Source organism: Acinetobacter seifertii (genome assembly GCF_016064815.1).
Classification (GTDB): Bacteria; Pseudomonadota; Gammaproteobacteria; order Pseudomonadales; family Moraxellaceae; genus Acinetobacter; species Acinetobacter seifertii.
The window spans coordinates 2050641-2069177 of record NZ_CP065820.1; the positions used below are offsets into that span (position 1 = coordinate 2050641).

Genomic DNA, 18537 nt, shown 5'->3' on the forward strand with positions numbered 1-18537 from the left:
TAGACGCTTAAGACGTAGATGGCTTAATTTGCTTACTCGCTTTACCATCGATATCAACAGGAACATCGCCTGCCAACGTAACGCGTCGCATAATACGCAAGGCATTACCATAATCATTGACGGCTAAATGCTGAGTGGCACGGTTATCCCAAATAGCGACATCTCCGTCCTTCCACGTCCAGCGAATTGTGTTTTCTGGTTTGGTAATACGATCTTGAAAAATTTCAAACAGCTTGTTGGACTCTTTAGCAGTCAGACCCACAAATCGTTTAAAAAATTGGCCTAAAATTAAAGTTCGCTTGCCTGTTTCTGGGTGTACTCTGACTAATGGGTGTTCCGCCTCATAGACCGTTGAAGCAAAGATTTTTTGATGACGTTTTACGACTTCATCACTTGCGGAAGGCCGAAAACCACCATAATCAAAATCATTGGTGTGAATTGCACGGAGCTGATTGGCAAGGAGCTTTAGCGGCTCAGGCAATTCATCATAGGCTGCTTCTGTATTTGCCCATGTGGTATCGCCCCCTCGATTGGGCGTAGTTACCGCTCTTAGAATGCTGATTTTTGGATAATTTGATACAAAGGTGACATCGGTATGCCAAACGTCTGCACGACCGTCATGACGGGAATCAAGTTCAAATATATAAGTCGAACCCTCTGCCACTGGAACAGTAGGATGAGAAATAGGTTGCCCAAGCAATTCGGCAAACTTTTCTTGCTCTTGATCGGTTAAATGTTCCTGATTACGGAAAAAAATAACTTTATGTTCAAGCAAAGACTGCCTAATTTGATTCAAAACCTCAGGGTTAAGGGTTGAAGATAATTCAACACCATTGATTTGCGCACCGATACGACCTGTTAAAGGGATCACATCGATTAACTCACTCACTGGTTTTCTTATTAATAAATCTGCCATATCATCGTTCTCGTCATTGATGATATGAGTTTAGAAATTACCCCCTTTAAATTCTGCAACAAAAATTACATAGCATTTCTGCATTTATGAAAAATTATTCATAATTCGTCATAATCTCTTTAGTGCAGTAAGGCTTTTAATTTGTCGATGTCTTTTACAGAGATATGATTGTATTTTGTTTCTATAATGCCTTCTTCAACAAACCACTGAATTTCCTTTCTGATACTTTGTCTCGATATTTTTAAAAGTTCAGCTAAATTTTCTTGTGAGAGTTTTAACAAAACCTCAATGCCTTTTTGAGTTTGAGTCGAAAAAAATTCGATTAAATAGATGAGCTGTCGCGCAATTTGTACCTTTAAAGGCTGCGTAGAGGTGTGATAGATATCATTGTCTAAAAGCCGTGTTCTCTGGCATACCAATTTTAAAACCTGATATAGCATGCGTGAATTGTGCTGTATGGTTTGCTTAAAGATATGCTCTGGAATGGTTGCAATCACAGTTGCTTCGTGTGCAACATATTCATGCTCTAAGGCAGATTCAGAAATTAGATAGACAATATTTAATAGTGCGCCTGTAGGAATAAAACGATGAATAAGATATTTCCCATCATATGAATTCCAACCTAACTTGAGTACGCCACTTAAAACAATGATGAGTTCACGACAGTCTTGATTTCTCGAATATAGCACTTGCCCTTGATAAAGATGTTTTATCTTAATTTCATTAAATAATTTCTGCTTTTCTTCAAGCGAACATGCGTCCATAAATTCACATTCTGACAGCATTTGTTCAGCCAGTTTTTTATATTCAAAGGTAATGTTGAAATCTTGATAACGATTGATATGAGTTTGATCTAATAAATCTAAAAAATGATCATAGTTATTTCTTCTTTTATCGTTATAAACAAGTGTTGTCATTCGCCATCTCACCATCAAATTGAAGCTCTAAAATAGACCATACAACCTAATCGTGAAATTCAAGTTTAATATAAATTTAGATTAAACAATTATATAAAAATCAAGATCTCAAATTTAGATCTTGATTTTCTTTTGTCTTGTTTATTTTGATAGAACTTAAGACTTAGGCGATGTAATGACTGATAGTTTATCAACGCCTACACGTTCTATGCTGGCCAGTAACTTGGCAACCGTACCATATGGAACCGTCTCATCTGCATTCAGGTTCAGAGCCAGTTTAGGATTGGCCGCCTTACGCGTTTGAATGGCCTGTTCGAAGTGTTCAAGAGTAACTTTATCTTTATCCAGATAAATTTCCCCTTTTGGATTAACACTAATGACTACAGCCTTGGTTTGATCTGTCACCTGCGTTGGTGCCGCTTTGGGTAAGTTTACCTTAACAGTATTGGTCAGTAAGGGTGCCGTGACGATAAACACAATCAACAGAACCAACATCACGTCCACTAGAGGGGTAATGTTGATCTCGCTGACGACATCATCTTGTTCTGATGTTGAAATTGCCATTATGCATATACCTTTTCTTTATTGTGGTTATGGCTTAACTCGCTGGCTGGAGTACTCGTATTTGTTGTTTTCGCCTTGACTGTCTTAAGCTGGAAACCTGATTTTTGGTTTAGGCTGACAAAATCGGTCGCAAAGTCATCTAGTTCTGCACCAATAGTTTTTACTTTACGTACAAAATAGTTATATGCCAGTACCGCTGGAACCGCTACTGCAATCCCGATGCCTGTTGCAACTAGCGCTTCACCAATCGGCCCTGCAACGACATCCATACTGGCATTACCCGAATGTGCAATGGCCTGTAAAGCATGGATAATCCCAAAGACTGTACCAAATAGGCCAATGAAAGGTGCATTATTACCAATTGATGCAAGCAAGGCAGAACCTTTTTCTAACTGGCGGCGTTCTGACAAAATTTGTTTGCGTAAATGGCGCTCAAGTAAATCTTGACGACTCCAGCTATGTTGTAAATCTTGATGAGTATCATCGTCTGCATCGGCAAGTGTTTTAAAACCAGTATTTGCAATACGTGCCACTGGTCCTTGCCCTGCTTCCGATTTTTGAATCGCATCTTGCAGATTTTTGGCACTCCAGAATTCTTCGGCAAAGGCTTTACTTTGTCGGTCAGCTTTTTGGGTTTGAACCAGTTTAATGACAATCAAACCCCACGTCACAACTGAAAAAGCAACCAATAACCAGATAGTCCCATCGTGGATCAGGGAGTTTATATCACTCATGTTAAAATTCCTTATAGATCAATATTAAGTTAAAAATTATTTTGGGAGCTGATAGTGAATAGGAACATCGACCCAACCTTCGACTGGTGTCTTCCCTTTTAAAGCGGGTGAGAATTTCCATTGTTTTACGGTTCTCACCGCTGCACTATCGAGTATTTTTTTGCCACTGCTCTGTTTGACTGTCACGCTATCAGGGCTGCCATTTGGCAAGACTTTTACTCTCAAGATGACTGAACCTTCCCAACCTCGATCGAGAGCCTGTTCAGGATATTCAGGCGCTGGATTACTCAAATAACCCGCATAGCCTTTTGCTTCGGTAACTGGCAAATTGTCATCAACAGCTTTCGCAGGTGCTTCAGCGGGTTTTGAAACGGGTTGTTGAACAGGAGCCGCCACCAGGTTTTTACTTAAGGGTTCCGCTACAGGCCTTGGTTGCTCTACTGCCTTATGCTGTTCAACAGGTTTAGGCTGCTCAACGTGTTTCTGTACTGGTTTTGGTATCTCTATTTGCTTTTGTACAGGCTCAGGCTTTGGGCTAACAGGCGGTATCTTTGGCTTTTGCACCACTGGAGGGATTTTAGGTTCAATCACCTTAGGTGGTTCAGGCGGTTTGACAATCTCTATCACCACAGGATCAGGTGTTTTGACATCAAGCTGAGGTGTAGGAAGTTGTTTGGCGATATACCAGATTCCCAAATGTGCCGCAGCAACGGTGACAATCGCAATTGCCAAAGTATTCTTTTTTGGCTCAGCAGGATCATTTCCAACATCTACGTTATGGCTAAAAGGATCATTAACCGTCGTTGTATGGGTGACCTGATTGGATAGTTGCTCAAATAAAAATGCTTTTCTAATCGAGCCTTGACTAAATTCACTCATCAATAACTCCTATTAACCAATTTTGTCTTCGGTCAAAATCCGAAAAATCTGTTCTTTTAATTGATGCAATTCAAAACTTGAACGATTTCGAGGACGCGGCAAGTTGACGGGAATAATCTGTTCAACACGACCAGGTTTGGGTTTTAAAATCACCACACGATCTGCCAGAGTTACAGCCTCTTCCACATCATGCGTAATAAAAACAGTGGTCATTTTTTGTTGAGATTGAATGCGCAGCAATTCATTTTGCATTTGATGCCGTGTTAATGCATCCAAAGCACCAAACGGTTCGTCTAACAGAAAAATACGAGGCTGCACAACAAGACTACGTGCAATGGCTACACGTTGAGACATCCCACCAGATAGTTGGTGTGGGTACGCCTTTTCAAAGCCATTTAAGCCAATTAACTCAATTGCTTTCTGGACCAGAATATCTTTATCACGTGAAGTTAACGCCTCATTTAATAAACCCAGCTCAATGTTTTGCTCAACGGTAAGCCAAGGAAATAAGCGATGTTCTTGAAAAACTACTGCTCGATCGCCACCAATCCCGCTTACATCGGCACCATCAATTAAAATTCGACCATCAAAATCTTGATCTAGTCCTGCCAAAAGACGTAAGAGCGTAGATTTACCACAGCCACTGCTACCTACAATCGCAATAAACTCCCCTTCTTTAATTTCTAGATTAAAATCGTGAATAACTTTGACAGGTTGTTGATTAACGACAAAAGACTTGTGGACATGGTGAAATGCCACACGTGTTTGAGCATTAGCTTGAAAAGACTGGTGCTGTTTTTCAGTATTTGTATTAAGGGTAATTGTCATGATCGGACCTCAATTTTTTCGCCAAGATGTTGCGTAGTTTTCAGTTATTTTGCCCAGCCATGCCAGAATCGCCCCTAAACCAGCGACCAAAACGGTTGCTGCTATCACACGCTCCATTTCAAAGTTTTGCTGTGCAGCCATCATGTAGCTACCTATGCCAATTCCAGAGCCCATCAAATATTCAGCTCCAAAAGATGCCATCCACGAATAGAGCAAGGCCAATCGAAATCCAGCAAACATTGATGGTGCAATGCTCGGTAAAATTAAAAGCGTTAAGCGTTGAAGCAATGTCATTCTTAAGGTGCTTGAGACTTCAACAAGCTGCATTGGAATGCTCGACATGCCTTTCCAAGTCGCAATAAACATTGGAAAAAATGTCGCTATTGAAATGAAAACAATTTTTGATAAATCTTCGAGCCCAAACCAAGCTGTCAGTAGCGGAATCCAAGCAAAAATGGCAATGAGACGTAATGTGTTGAGTGTAGGTGCCAACAGATTTTCAATAGGTTTAAATAGCCCTACCACAATGCCTACAGAAGCCCCAATTAACCCGCCGATAATCAAACCCAAAATTGCACGATAAAGGCTGTAATACATGGCGGTAGTAAGTGAGAAATCTTGAATGCCTGACCATAGTGCCTCTAATACTTTCCACGGCGCAGGCAAAACTTGACTCGAGATCAAGTTAAACCAACTGCTCACTGCCCAAAGCACCACTAAACTCAAAGGTAAAACCCACGATTTGAAAATATCGGTTCGGCTTTTTTTGTGAAAAGTATGAGCACTCAAAGCAGCATGTGGCCAAAACACAAACTTACGTTCAATGCGATGTAGGATAAAATCGAAAATAATTCCTACAGATGCGATCACAAAAATCGTGACAAAAACAATATCAAGCTGAAATAGCTGACGACCTGTCACCATCAAATATCCAATGCCTTCCGATGAGGCCAACAACTCAACAGCAATTAAGCTCGTCCAGCCTGCTGCAACAGCTAGTCTTAAACCAGTAAAGAAATATGGAAGTGTGGCTGGCAGTACAAGTTTTGTGAGCAAGGTTAGACGATTAAACTGTAAAATTGCTGCCATTTCTTTGAGTTTGGGTTGAATGTCACGTACGCCTGCCTGAGTATGTAAGGCAATCGGCACCATTGTGGCCTTAAAGATTATGAAAATTTTTAAACTATTTTCGATGCCGAGCCAGATCATGAGCAAAGGCAACCAAGCCAATGTTGGGATAATGACCAACGCATAAAACGTTGCAGAAAGGTATTGTTCCGCAATGCGGCTATAACCCAGTAAAACACCTAGAAATACGCCGCCTAACACACCTGATAATAGGCCAAGACCAAAGCGCTCAAGACTGATCGCAAGCTGTGACCATAGATCTTGAGATGCGATTTCAACGAAAGAATGCCATGTGTCTTTTGGAGTAGGTAAAATTTGGGCAGGCATCCATTGCTCGTTTGACGCTACCCACCACAGTAAGAATAAACAAAGAGGTACAATCCAATAGATCGCAAGCGAGTTAAAATACCCAACAGAAATGAACCATGGTTTCTTGGTACTTTTCCAGACAATGCCGGATGAGTTTTTTTGCGAAATTATTTCTTTCATATCTCGATATATATCCATACATTCTGCTGTTATAGATTTCTCAGAATGTTTAACTAAACGTATACCTGATGATCATTTATCCGTGTCATACAGATCTAATATGAGACGTGTTGTGATCATCTTTGGTGTTATGCTCTGGATGAGTGTAAAGAGAGATGTTTTGTTTAACTGCCTACACAGGTACAAAGATCAGAAAATATTTATATTTATAAATAAGAGATAAAGATAAGAATTCTTGTATAGACCTTTCATAAAAGATCAAACGCGTAAAAGGAACAAAAATTAAAAAAGCCCAACTAGCTTACTAATCAGGCTTATTTAAACAACATTTAAACTTTAAAGCGCAATATCAAACTCTGGGCTAGCTACCGTAGGTTGTAATCGAGCACGTTGCTTTTTAAAGTGTGGAAGAACGTGTTCACCAAGACGGTATGACTCTTCAAGATGTGGATAGCCTGCAAGGAAGAATAACTCTATGCCAATGCTATTGTATTCTTCAATACGCTCAATAATCTGTTGGTAGCTCCCTACCAAAGCAACACCGGGTGGCACACCAATATATCCAAATCCTGACCAAACATTTGGATGGATAAAAAAGTCGCTAACATTTTTACTGCCATCTTTTTCGGCATACTCTTTTTCGAAGCTTAATACGCGTGCTGAGCGTAACCCCGCATGGGCTGCTGCCGCGTGTAAACGTTGCTTTTCAGCAGCTTCATCGAGAAAGCGCTGTGCCTCTGCCAACGCTTCTTGTTCAGTACGGCGAGCAATGGTATCGATTGATAGACCAAATTTTATATTTTCACGACCATACTTTTTTGCACGAGCACGTACATCGGCAATCAATGCTGCAATTTCTTCTGGTTTTTCAGCTCGCATTAAATAATAGTCGGCATGTTTTGCTCCAAACTCACGAGCAGCTTCCGAAGAACCTGCTGTGCAAATAATGGGAAGACTTGCTTTATTTAGTGGATATTTTAGACCACCGCCTTCTGCCGAATAGTACTTCCCTTTATAGTGAAATGAAGGATTATTCCAATATCCTTTTACAACATCTAGAAATTCTGTAGCACGTGCATAACGTTCATCGTGAGGTAATTCATCGCCTACTTGACGTTGGATGACTTCCGAGCCGCCATTAATAATATTCCAAACTAGTCGATTACCCGTTGCACGCTGATACGTTGCCGCAGTTTGTACAGCATTATATGGACTAAAATGATAAGCCTGAAATGCAGTCACAAAGTTAAGTTTTTTGGTTTCTCTTGCCAGCAATGAACATACTGTCCAAGGCTCTTCACCCGTTGGTGCGTTTACCATGAGTGCACCAGCAAAACCATTAATTTCTGCTGCCCGTGCTACCTGACTTAAGTAATCAATATAGGTAAAGTCATCACCTACTTCATAGTTCGAAACAGCTCCGGTATTTTCAACATTTTCAATATTGGCCCAATCACCGCGATTACGTGGATCACCAGGTAAAAATTCTGTTTCGCCATGAAGTGGTAAACGTGTAAAAAATTCAATTCCCATTATTTTCTCCGTAAAGCAAAGCTTAGAATTTTGCAGTGAGAGAAACACCAACTTGACGTGGGTTTCCATAGGTTAAGACATATTGTCCAGCAGGACCATTTGGTCGCCCATGAACTTGATATTCTTCGTCTAGCAAGTTTTTAACGTAAGCATTAACTTGGTATTTATTATTTGCGCTGATATACCCAACGTTTGCGTTCCATAAGGTGTACCCTTTTTGACTCAAGATTGGGTCAACAGAATAATCTTGACGATTGACTAAGAAAAACTCACGGTCACGATATTTTGCATCTGTGCCCACAATAACGCGTGCTCCACTATCAAGATTAAAGGTATATTCACCCCCTAAACCGATGGTGTACTTTGGAGAACGAACCAAGCTGTTACCTGTATTGTCAGCATTTACGACATTGGTTACTGGGTTTTTATCAACAAAGTCGGTGTATTCGCTGTCTAAATAAGCGCCTGCAAAACGTAGGCGTAAGTTATCGGTAGCTAAATAATCTAATTCTAATTCGGCACCTTTTACTTCTGCCTTAGGTCCATTTGCCAGAACTGAGGTTACTCCTCCACCTTGTCCTTCTGTCGCAACCAATAAATTTGTTTGAATATCTTTGTAGTCGTAATAGAAAATATTGGCATTGGCCGTTAAATTGCCTTGTAACAAGCTAGACTTCAAACCTAGCTCGTAGCTATTTAAATATTCAGGGTTAACATCTGCGAGTTGCGTCAGGCTACTTGAAAGTCCGGTGTTAAAACCGCCTGAACGGAAACCTCGAGCAAAACGGAAGTATGTGTTGATATCAGGAGTGATTTCATATTCTGGTGTAATATCGTAGGTCAGCTCATTCCATCTTTTTTTACGACTTGTTGAACCATTTGCATTCGGCGCTGGGTTATAGACCGCATTGCTATACCCATCCTTTTGCCACCAACTGCCTTTGGTGTAATCACCTGAGGTAATTTGAACAAGATCTAGATCAATGTCTTTTTCTTCACTTGTCCAACGTAGACCACCTGTCACTTTAAATTTATCGGTAAATTTATAGGTACTGTTACCAAACAAGGCAAAACTTTGTGTGGTTTGATTATAGGTAATGTCCCTAAAAGCTGGTGTTCCCGCCGTTTGAGCTGGAGCGCCATTCGGTAATGTTTTATTTACTCGCGCACTTACACCTGTTGAGTCTAAGTCTTCATTAAAGAAGTGAAAACCTGCGATCCAACTAAGTCTTTTTTCAGCATCAGAAGAAACACGAAACTCTTGGCTATATTGGCGCCACTCATTATCGCTATAGCTCCTTGCTACATCGTAAGGCGTATAGTCACCATCAGAAATAGATTTTTGAGTAGTTTTATCAAACGCTGTAATGGATGTAAAAGTATGACCGCCGCCTAAATCTCCTGTTAAGGTGAGTGAAGCGCCATCGTGTTGAATTTTATTACTTTCAGGTAAGTCTAAATTTGTATCTCGGCCTTGTGGTCTTTCATAAACACCCCAGTATTTTCCAATACTTAAAGAGCCATTATTCCCAAGACCATTATAAGTTTGGCTATGTAGATTCACTAAAGCATTCCAATCATCATTAATTTTTCCTAATATCTGGAAGCGAAATGATTTTTTATCTACATCCCCGTAGTTTTCACCATTGGCTAAATTTTTTGCATACCCATCGCGGTCTTCTGAATAGAATGCTCCTCGCACAGCAACGTTATCTGATATAGCTCCATTCACAGCACCTTCAAAAGTACGAAGATTATGGTCGCCTATACCTATTGTTCCATAACCAGTCGGTTTGTCTGAAAAAACAGGTTTTCGTGAAATGTAATTCACCGCACCAGCCGTGGTGTTTTTACCGTAAAGCGTGCCTTGTGGACCACGTAGAACTTCAATACGTTCTAAATCGAATAAATCTCCAGCACCAGCAACAGGTGCATTTAAATAAACCCCATCTGCATAAATACCAACTGGAAAAACTGTAGAGGCTGCAACATCGCCAGTTCCTAAACCACGAATATACCAACGTGGACGGCTATCGCCATCTGGGTTTTCAGCTGCTGCATTGGGCGTATAAGTTAAAACATCGCCAATAAATGTTGAGCCTTTTGCCGCCAAATCTTTGCCCGAAACTGCTGTAATGGCAGTTGGAACTTTTTGAATGTTTTGTGCACGATATTGTGCAGTAACGATGACATCGCCTAATTTTTTTACATCTTTAGCATTTACCACTTGAGCTTGTTGCTCAGCAGGAATTGCATCGGCATCATCGTTCGCTAAAGCTAATGTCGAAACACTCGCCGTTACTCCCCACATAGCAGTTAAAATACTCTGCCTAATTTTTGTAACCTTAAACATGGTGACTCCATTTAAATAAATCTATTCTTATATTGGCAACTTCTATGCCATTTAATTTATTTAAATAATTTCAAATACTTAATGAAAAATTGAAAATGAAAAAGATTCAATGCTGCTGATAGATAGACAGTCTGAAAGGTATTATTGTTGTTATTTCAACATTCACAATTTAACGTGTTTTATATCCCGTATTAATAATAAAGCCATACAGGCGTATGGCTTTTTAAGATTCTTGGAAATGATTGATTGGTTTTAAAATTTATAACTAAATTGGCCTTGTACAGTCAGAGGACGCATGGGTTGTAAAAACTCACTATTCGCTCCTGCCAAACCATTCACAAAATTTCGTTCATTGGTTAGGTTAAGAATGTTAAGACCCACCGTCCACTGTGGTTGGCGATAATAAAGACCTAAATCTAGATTATAGTTATTCGGTACTTTCACGGTTTGACTTAAGTTTGTGTACCAGTAGCTTGTCCACCATCCTGATAGGTTGACCCCAAAACCAGACTGATGTTGGTAATCTACATAAGCACTTGCAGAGTACTTGGGAATTCCTGCTGCATCATAACGTCCGGCTTTACGTTGGTTTAAAGCGTTATTGTCCCCCCAAACCGTAGCATTGTCCGCATGAAAGCCAAATGGTGAAAAACCAGCAGGTATAATAGAGCTGTATTCAGCATCTAAATAAGTGAAATTGCCCCCAATCGCTATATTTTTTTTGAGTTGCCATCTTAATGATGACTCAATACCTTTTATTTCAAAGCGAGCCATATTACCGTTCGTATCGGGCGATAGATCTCGTTTTTGTTCAAATCCACTTAGGGTTAAAAATAACTGGTCAGTAATAGGTTCATATTTAAATCCTACTTCTTTTAGCTCACTTTGACTGTCAAAAGCTAAAGGATTGAGTTGATTTCCTGCACCCCAAATCAAGAAAGGCCCAAATACTCCCGTATTTAATGCAGTGCTTTTGTCATAGGTAAAATAGAGTGTGCTTTTCTCAGTAGGTTTAATAAACGTACTCAGTTGATAGCTCAATAGACTATATTTATCACTCGACGAACGGACATCTGTTGGGGTTAAAACAAGTGGGTTTTCAAGTTTTGCTCTTACAGAACTATGGTTAATGCCTAAGTTAATACCGAATACATCGTTAAAGGTAAAGTTTTGTTGAGTGAACACACTCAACGTATCCCAGAAACCAGAGCCCGTATAGACAGCGCCTCCTCCATTCGGTGGAAAGCCACCTTTTTCTGCATATAAACCATTTCCAATTGGGTACATGCGCGGTAAATTTAAATAACCAAAATATTGAGAATATTGTGGTACTCCGGCTTGTCCAATCCAACCTCCTGTTGAACCACTATTGTTAATTAACCCCAGTAAATCACCAGGATTCTTCTGCGATGGATCATTGGTTAAATCATAAGGATTAATATTAAAGCTATTATTTGCAGCTAAAGACGTAAACTTCTCATGACGATATGTTCCCCCTGTACTACTTTTATTATTAATTTTTACGCCACCTATTTCAAAATCATAGTCACCTAAAAATTCTAGTCGGTTATCAATTAACTCATGATCTAAATCTGTAAAGAAACTTCCAACAGAGTCGCCTAAATCTTTGTTATTTTGATAGAGCGTACTGTTTGCAATAGACCAATGTTCATTTAAATCTTTAATTACTTTTAATTGAGTGCTAAATCGCTTAGCACTATTTTTATCTTCACTACGCCCTGAAACATTATCATCTAGCTTGACCAATTCATTGCCTGGGATTGATGGATCGTAGACCCAACCTTTAATCGTTCCTGCTTGATCAGCAGTTGAGTTCGGTAACGGTGTGGTCTGAACTCCACCAACAGCAACATATTGGTTTTTATCGTTCTTCTGACGAGTTTGCCAACCAATGACTTTAGAATTTGCCGCACCCGATTCAAATACAGGAGACCAAAAAGTCGAACCGTTTTGAATAATAGGCGTAGCTCTACCTTTGTAATAAAGGCCATTATCAACCGATTGTTGCGATGCTCTATTCCAGCCATGCGTCACATTAAAATCGTAATAGTCATCGTAACTGATATTCCAATCTACCCTTAAACGATCATTTGGGCGCCAAGCAAGTGCTCCATAAAATGCATTAAAGTTATTTTTCACATTGTCATAATAGTCATCTGTTTTTTGAGCTGTTGCACTCACGCGAAATGCTAATTCTTTTGAAATCGGGGCTGTATGATCAATACTGACAGAGAAATTAGGCTCTGCGCCTTTACCTGAGTAAATAGAACCTACAGTCCCAGAGATATTGGTTTCGGCTTTATTAAAATTAGGCTTTTTGGTCAGGTAGTTAATATACCCGCCAGAACCTGAAGTCGGCGCAAAAATTACACCTGTAGGTCCTGCCACAATATCGGCTCCTTCATAAGCATTGAGATTGGTCGGATGACGGGTACTGTAAATGCGTTGGCTATCTTGAAAAACTTCCGAGTTCTGTCCGCGAATTTGTGGAGCAAAGTTAGCATTTTGTCCCCCGCCTCGCGTAATACTCGGTGCATATTTGACGAGATCATCCGCACTGCGAATAACATCTTCTCTAAATTGTTGTTCTGATACTTGGGATACTACACGCGGGGTATCCAATACAGAGCTATCCGTTCCATAAATTGAGGTAACTTTGCGTTTAGGAACTACGGTAGTTTTCTTGGTTGCTCCAGTAACGACTACATCTGACAAAGTAATTACATCACTTTCAGAATCACCTGCTTGTCGTGGCGTTTCTTCGGCAAAAACATATAACGGTAAAGTTGTCCCTAATACGCTAAGCGCAATAGCTAAAGGTTTTAATTGGAAAGGCTGTTTCATATCACACTCAGTAAAGTAAATTTACAATGCGTTACGCAAAGCCTATGCCAACCATTAAAGGGCTAAATAATTTATCCTAACCATTTGATTTAGTTGTTTTTAATTTATCAGTGTTTACTTATCAATTCTATTCATGTTTATTTTTTCAACAAAGCTGTTGAAATAGAGACACTCACCAAAGACAATAATTATATAAGCATTTGATAAATATATTGAAATTATATAAAAAATATTGGCATTTATTCTGCAATACCTTAGAAGATGAAGATCTAATCAGGTATTTATAATGACAAATCAAACATTTCAGTTATCACGTCGAAAATTTTTAACACAAAGTCTCACGGTGCTAGGTGGCGTCTCTTTGATGGGCAGTTTATCAGGTTGTGGCCCCTCTCCAGATACTAGTAACGAATCAAAAACTACCTCCTCAGCAACGCCTAAGCATGGAGGAGTTATACGCTTGGGTCTCATTGGAGGACAACAATCAGGCAGTCTAGATCCTCATCTTTCAGCATCGGGAAGTGGTATTACACGAGGTTTCGCTATTTATAACAAGTTATGGGAATGGGATGAAAATATGCTGCCCCGACTTGCTTTAGCGGAGTTTGCAGAACCTAATCATAATGCAAGTGAATGGACCATCCGTTTACGCAAAGGCTTAGAGTTTCATCACGGTAAAACCATTACTGCTGATGATGTGATTTTTTCAGTGAAACGTCTAACCGATCCTAAACTCGCTTCACCATTTCGTAATCTGGTGCAGTGGATTGACCGAGATCGTATTCAAAAACTAGATGAATATACGGTTCGTATTCCTTTTATTAGTACGATTCCCGGTTTTGTAGCACTGCCCGAAACTTGGGTAAACTTTGGAGGAATTGTACCGACTGACTTCGACCCTATTCATAATCCAGTCGGAGCTGGTCCATATAAAGTCAAAGAGTTTATTCCGGGGCAGCGTTCTGTTTTTACTCGTTTTAATAATTACTTTAAAGCAGACAAACCTTATGCAGATAGTTTTGAAGTGATTGATTTTAAAGATCAGGTCTCTCGATTAAATGCTTTATTGGCTGGACAAATTGATGTCGCAAATGCGATTTCACCCGAATATATTAAAATTTTGGAGCAAGCAAAACACATTCAAACTATACGCTCTGCGACCAATACGCATAATAGTTTTGACTTTAATACTCAACAAGCGCCGTTTAATGACCCTAGAGTGCGTCAGGCATTTCGTTTGATTGCAAACCGAGAGGAGTTGGTACAACGAGGCTTAAATGGACAAGGTCGAATCGCCAACGATCTTTATTCACCGCAAGACCCTGCCTTTCTCAATTTGCCGCAGCGCCAACAAAATATTACCGAGGCAAAAAATCTATTAGCGCAAGCAGGTTTTAAAGATGGTTTGAATGTAGAGCTTGTTACCCCACTGAGTAGCGCTCAACCTGCATTAATTTTTGCCGAGCAAGCGAAACAAGCCAATGTGAATATTCGAGTTAAACAAGTGGATTTTGCAACGTTTAATGGCCCTGACCGCAGTAAGTGGCAGTTATCGAGTAATGCGACCAATGTCGGTACGCCCTACTTATCGACGGCCGTTGTTAACGATGCCCCAATTTCCACGACGAATCGTGTGAATTTTAAAGACCCTGAATATAGTGAGTTATTTTTTAAAGCACTGGCAGAGCCTGATTTAGCCAAACGCAAAATCCATTTAGCGCAAGCACAAAAAATTCAACATGAACGTGGTGGAATGCTCATTTGGGGTTTTAGCCATACGATTGACGCAGCAGCTAAAAATATTGGTGGTTTAGCTCCTGAACATACAATTTTTCCGACATGGCGCTTTGAAAAACTCTGGAAAGCTTAATACTCATCAGTAAACTCACCATAAAAAAAGCTGCCGGAGCAGCTTTTTTTTATGGAGGCCTAATTATTTAGGCACTGTAATCACAGAGAGTTTATCTACACCTACACGTTCAATACTTGCCAATAATTTTGCAACTGTTCCATACGGTACAGTCTCATCAGCATTTAAATTTAATGCTAATTTAGGGTTACTGCTTTTGCGTGACTTTATTTCTTGTTCAAAGTTCGCAAGTGTCACCTTATCTTTATCAAGGAATATTTCACCTTGTGGATTTACACTAATCACTACAGCTTTGTTTTGGTCTGTCGATTGAGTTGGAGCCGCTTTTGGTAAGTTTACTTTCACCGTATTTGTTAACAAAGGAGCTGTCACAATGAATACGATGAGTAAGACCAACATGACATCGACTAGCGGCGTAATATTAATTTCACTGACGACATCATCTTCTTGAGAGGTAGAAATTGCCATTATGCAAACACTCCTTTCTCTTTCACTTCTTTAGCAGAATTATCTTTAAGCGCCGTATTACCAGTCGTACCTTTTTTAGCAGTTGGTAGCTGGAATCCTGCTTTTTGATTTAGACTCACGAAGTCCGTTGCAAAATCATCAAGATCTGCACCAATTGTTTTTACTTTACGCACAAAGTAGTTATAGGCAAGCACCGCAGGTACAGCAACTGCAATACCAATACCCGTTGCAACCAGCGCTTCTCCAATTGGTCCCGCAACGACATCCATACTTGCATTACCTGAATGAGCAATCGCTTGTAATGCATGAATAATCCCAAATACTGTACCGAACAAACCAATGAATGGGGCGTTATTTCCAATAGAAGCCAGTAAAGCCGAACCTTTTTCTAATTGGCGGCGCTCAGTTAGAACTTGTTTACTTAAATGGCGCTCTAATAAGTCCTGACGGCTCCAACTGTTTTGTAAGTCTTGATGCGTCTTTTCATCTGCTTCAATTAAAGTCTGAAAACCTGTGTTAGCTACTCGAGCTGCTGGGCCTTCACCAAGTTCAGACTTAGTTACTGCATCTGATAAATTTTTTGCTTTCCAAAACTCTTCTACAAAAAGCTTACTTTGTTTTGTTGCTCGCTGCGTCTGGACCACTTTAACCACAATCAACACCCAAGTCACAATTGAGAAAGCAACTAATAACCAGATCGTGCCGTCATGGATCAATGAATTAATATCTGACATGAAAATATCCTCTTAATTTAAATTTTATTTCGGTAATTGATAATGAATTGGAACATCGACCCAGCCTTCTACAGGGGTTTTCCCTTTTAGCGCAGGTGAAAATTTCCATTGCTTTACTGTTCTTACGGCAGCACTGTCTAGAAGTTTTTTGCCACTACTTTGCTTGACACTGACTGTATCCGGGCTGCCATTTGCTAATACTTTGACCCGTAAAATGACTGAGCCTTCCCAACCACGTTCTAAAGCTTGTTCAGGATATTCAGGTGCAGGGTTACTGAGATATCCGGCATAACCTTTGGCTTCAGTCACAGGTAAATTGTCATCTGACGCTTTTACAGGCTCAGCCACTTTTTTAACCGGTTCTGTGACTACTTCTTTTGTGACCACAGGTTCTGCAACTTTTTGTGGAGTTGGTTCAGCCACCGCTTTTGCAACTGGCTTAGGTTGCTCCACACTTTTTTGGACAGGTTTGGGTTGTTCCACTTGTTTAGGAATTGGCTTGGGTTTTTCCACCACAGGTGGAACTTTTGGTTTTTCAGTAATGGGTGGAATTTTGGGTTCAATCACTTTAGGTGGTTCAACCGGTTTTACGATTTCAATCACCACAGGTTCTGGTTTATGAATATCTAAAGCTGGTGTCGGCAATTGTTTTGCAACATACCAAATTCCAAGATGTGCTGAAGCAACCGCAATAATTGCGATTAAGACTTTATTCAACTTCACTGGAGCAGGTTGAATAACGTCTTGATCATGCTGTGCAAACGGATCTGCAATTTCAGTTGTGGCTGCAACTGTCGCAAATTGCTCAAAGAGCAAAGCCCGCTTATGGGGATTAAAGATTTGATCACGCATAAAAATTTAAACTAAAAATAAAAGATTAAGTCGTAAATTGCACAAGCCATGCCAAAACTATAAGTTATTATTTTTTATTAATTTAATTTGTATTTTTTAAATAATTGATACAAAAGATGTTGGTTTTCAGACAGTGTTATGCTGTTCAAACAACAAGATCCCTTTGATATCGCAAAGGGATCTAAGTTTATTATTTTAATTTATATCCTACTAAGGGTAAGACTTCTTCAGCCACTCGATATGCTTCTTCTAAATGCGGGTTACTTGCTAAAATAAAATGTCCCACCCCAATATCAATATATTCTTGCAAACGTTCTGCGACTTGCTCATAACTCCCCACTAAAATACAGTTTGGGCCACCTCGTACATTTGACATTCCCGCCCACACATTCGGACTCATAAATAGGTCTTCAAAACGGTTGCCTTGTGCTAAGGCTTGCTGGCGCTTTGCTCCTACAGATTCAGTGTCTTTTCGTTCAAAAGCATTGCTATCGACAGTAATGGTTTCATACATTTGTTTAAGCTCTTGGAAGGCTTGTTCTTGGGTTGGTCGCGCTAAAATATCAATACGCATGCCAAATTTAACTTTTCTTTCTGGCGAATTCTGCTCAAAGAAATTTTGAGCCTGCTCGATCACTTTCTTCTGTTGGTCTACAGGTTCGCCCCAAGTTAAATGGATATCTGCGTGACGTCCTGCGACTTGTAAAGCTGCATTGCTTGCACCTGCTAACCATAAGCGTGGAACGTCATATTGATTCATTGGGTATTTCAGGCCACCTTGTTCAACATGGAAAAACTTTCCATCGTAATTGAAAGGTGCATGGTGCGAATAACCTTTCACAAATTCTAAAAATTCATTGGTCCGTGCATAACGTTGATCATGTTCAATAAAGTCCCCATATGCGCGTTGCTGTGCACCGCCTCCCCCTGAAATCACATTCCACTCTACTCGTCCCTGACTTAAACGCTGCAAACTTGCAGCCATTTGACTTGCATAAGCAGGATGAATAAACCAAGGCTGAATTGCGATGAGCAAACGAAGTCTTTTAGTTTCTCTTGCCAGTGCAGACGCTAACACCCATGGTTCTTCAGTATGTGGAAAAGCTGGAATGAGTGCACCATGAAAACCAACAATATCGGCTGCTTTCGCCACTTGCTCGACATAGTCATAGTAAGCAAATAACTGATCTTCATGTTGCGGTGCAACACGTTGTGGAGATTGGACTGTTGGAGTTAATTGATTCCATTCACCGCGTGTGTGTAATTGATGTGCTCGACGACCATCCCCATGAACAGGGATTCTCCATAAAAACTCAACTGACATAATGAATCTCGATAATTTAAAGATTTGACGATATTTAATTCGTTAAAAGTCTTATGAGCAGAAATCATGCCGATATTTTTTTA

At 40.0% G+C, this 18537-nt stretch carries 15 protein-coding genes; 1 reads left to right on the plus strand and 14 read right to left on the minus strand.

Going from position 1 to position 18537, the window contains the following annotated elements:
* Positions 1–7: 7 nt before the first annotated feature.
* From I8T81_RS09505 to I8T81_RS09550, 10 genes are all read right to left on the minus strand, one after another.
* Positions 8–916, minus strand: coding sequence for a TauD/TfdA dioxygenase family protein (locus I8T81_RS09505; protein WP_198070974.1), 909 nt, complete (start codon positions 914–916; stop codon positions 8–10).
* A gap of 119 nt (positions 917–1035) precedes the next feature.
* Positions 1036–1833, minus strand: coding sequence for a Crp/Fnr family transcriptional regulator (locus I8T81_RS09510; protein WP_086395146.1), 798 nt, complete (start codon positions 1831–1833; stop codon positions 1036–1038).
* A gap of 156 nt (positions 1834–1989) precedes the next feature.
* Entirely contained in the window at positions 1990–2397 is a 408-nt protein-coding gene (locus tag I8T81_RS09515; RefSeq protein ID WP_004925095.1) for an ExbD/TolR family protein, read from the minus strand.
* On the minus strand, positions 2397–3131 hold the full coding sequence (locus I8T81_RS09520) for a MotA/TolQ/ExbB proton channel family protein (RefSeq protein ID WP_191029133.1): 735 nt from the start codon (positions 3129–3131) through the stop codon (positions 2397–2399). Before I8T81_RS09520 ends, I8T81_RS09515 begins: the two co-directional genes overlap by 1 nt.
* A gap of 36 nt (positions 3132–3167) precedes the next feature.
* Positions 3168–4010 carry an energy transducer TonB gene (locus tag I8T81_RS09525; RefSeq protein WP_198070975.1) on the minus strand — a complete coding sequence of 281 codons (843 nt, stop codon included), beginning with the start codon at positions 4008–4010 and terminating at the stop codon, positions 3168–3170.
* A 12-nt stretch (positions 4011–4022) separates the two neighbouring features.
* Positions 4023–4838, minus strand: coding sequence for an ABC transporter ATP-binding protein (locus I8T81_RS09530; protein ID WP_016145290.1), 816 nt, complete (start codon positions 4836–4838; stop codon positions 4023–4025).
* Between the two features lie 9 nt (positions 4839–4847).
* Entirely contained in the window at positions 4848–6473 is a 1626-nt protein-coding gene (locus I8T81_RS09535) for an ABC transporter permease (protein WP_139309981.1), read from the minus strand.
* A gap of 318 nt (positions 6474–6791) precedes the next feature.
* Positions 6792–7988, minus strand: coding sequence for an LLM class flavin-dependent oxidoreductase (locus tag I8T81_RS09540; protein WP_198070976.1), 1197 nt, complete (start codon positions 7986–7988; stop codon positions 6792–6794).
* Positions 7989–8010: 22 nt separating this feature from the next.
* A complete protein-coding gene (locus tag I8T81_RS09545) occupies positions 8011–10341 on the minus strand; it encodes a TonB-dependent receptor (RefSeq protein ID WP_338422883.1) in 2331 nt (776 codons plus the stop codon).
* A 252-nt stretch (positions 10342–10593) separates the two neighbouring features.
* Positions 10594–13206, minus strand: coding sequence for a TonB-dependent receptor (locus I8T81_RS09550; RefSeq protein WP_198070977.1), 2613 nt, complete (start codon positions 13204–13206; stop codon positions 10594–10596).
* Positions 13207–13492: 286 nt separating this feature from the next.
* Between I8T81_RS09550 and I8T81_RS09555 the strand changes: the two genes are divergently transcribed.
* Positions 13493–15076: an ABC transporter substrate-binding protein gene (locus I8T81_RS09555; RefSeq protein ID WP_198070978.1), complete on the plus strand. Its 1584-nt coding sequence runs from the start codon at positions 13493–13495 to the stop codon at positions 15074–15076.
* Between the two features lie 63 nt (positions 15077–15139).
* Here the strand turns inward: I8T81_RS09555 and I8T81_RS09560 are convergent, their stop codons facing one another.
* The 4 genes from I8T81_RS09560 to I8T81_RS09575 all read right to left on the minus strand — a co-directional run bounded on the left by I8T81_RS09560 (position 15140) and on the right by I8T81_RS09575 (position 18454).
* Positions 15140–15544 (minus strand): ExbD/TolR family protein, encoded by a 405-nt coding sequence (locus tag I8T81_RS09560; RefSeq protein ID WP_001018517.1) that lies wholly within the window; start codon positions 15542–15544, stop codon positions 15140–15142.
* A complete protein-coding gene (locus tag I8T81_RS09565) occupies positions 15544–16278 on the minus strand; it encodes a MotA/TolQ/ExbB proton channel family protein (protein WP_004701581.1) in 735 nt (244 codons plus the stop codon). The genes I8T81_RS09560 and I8T81_RS09565 overlap by 1 nt, the downstream gene beginning before the upstream one ends.
* Before the next feature lie 24 nt (positions 16279–16302).
* Positions 16303–17130: an energy transducer TonB gene (locus I8T81_RS09570; RefSeq protein WP_151988184.1), complete on the minus strand. Its 828-nt coding sequence runs from the start codon at positions 17128–17130 to the stop codon at positions 16303–16305.
* A gap of 190 nt (positions 17131–17320) precedes the next feature.
* Complete coding sequence (locus I8T81_RS09575) at positions 17321–18454, minus strand: LLM class flavin-dependent oxidoreductase (protein WP_198070979.1); 1134 nt, start codon at positions 18452–18454, stop codon at positions 17321–17323.
* Between the last annotated feature and the right edge of the window lie 83 nt (positions 18455–18537).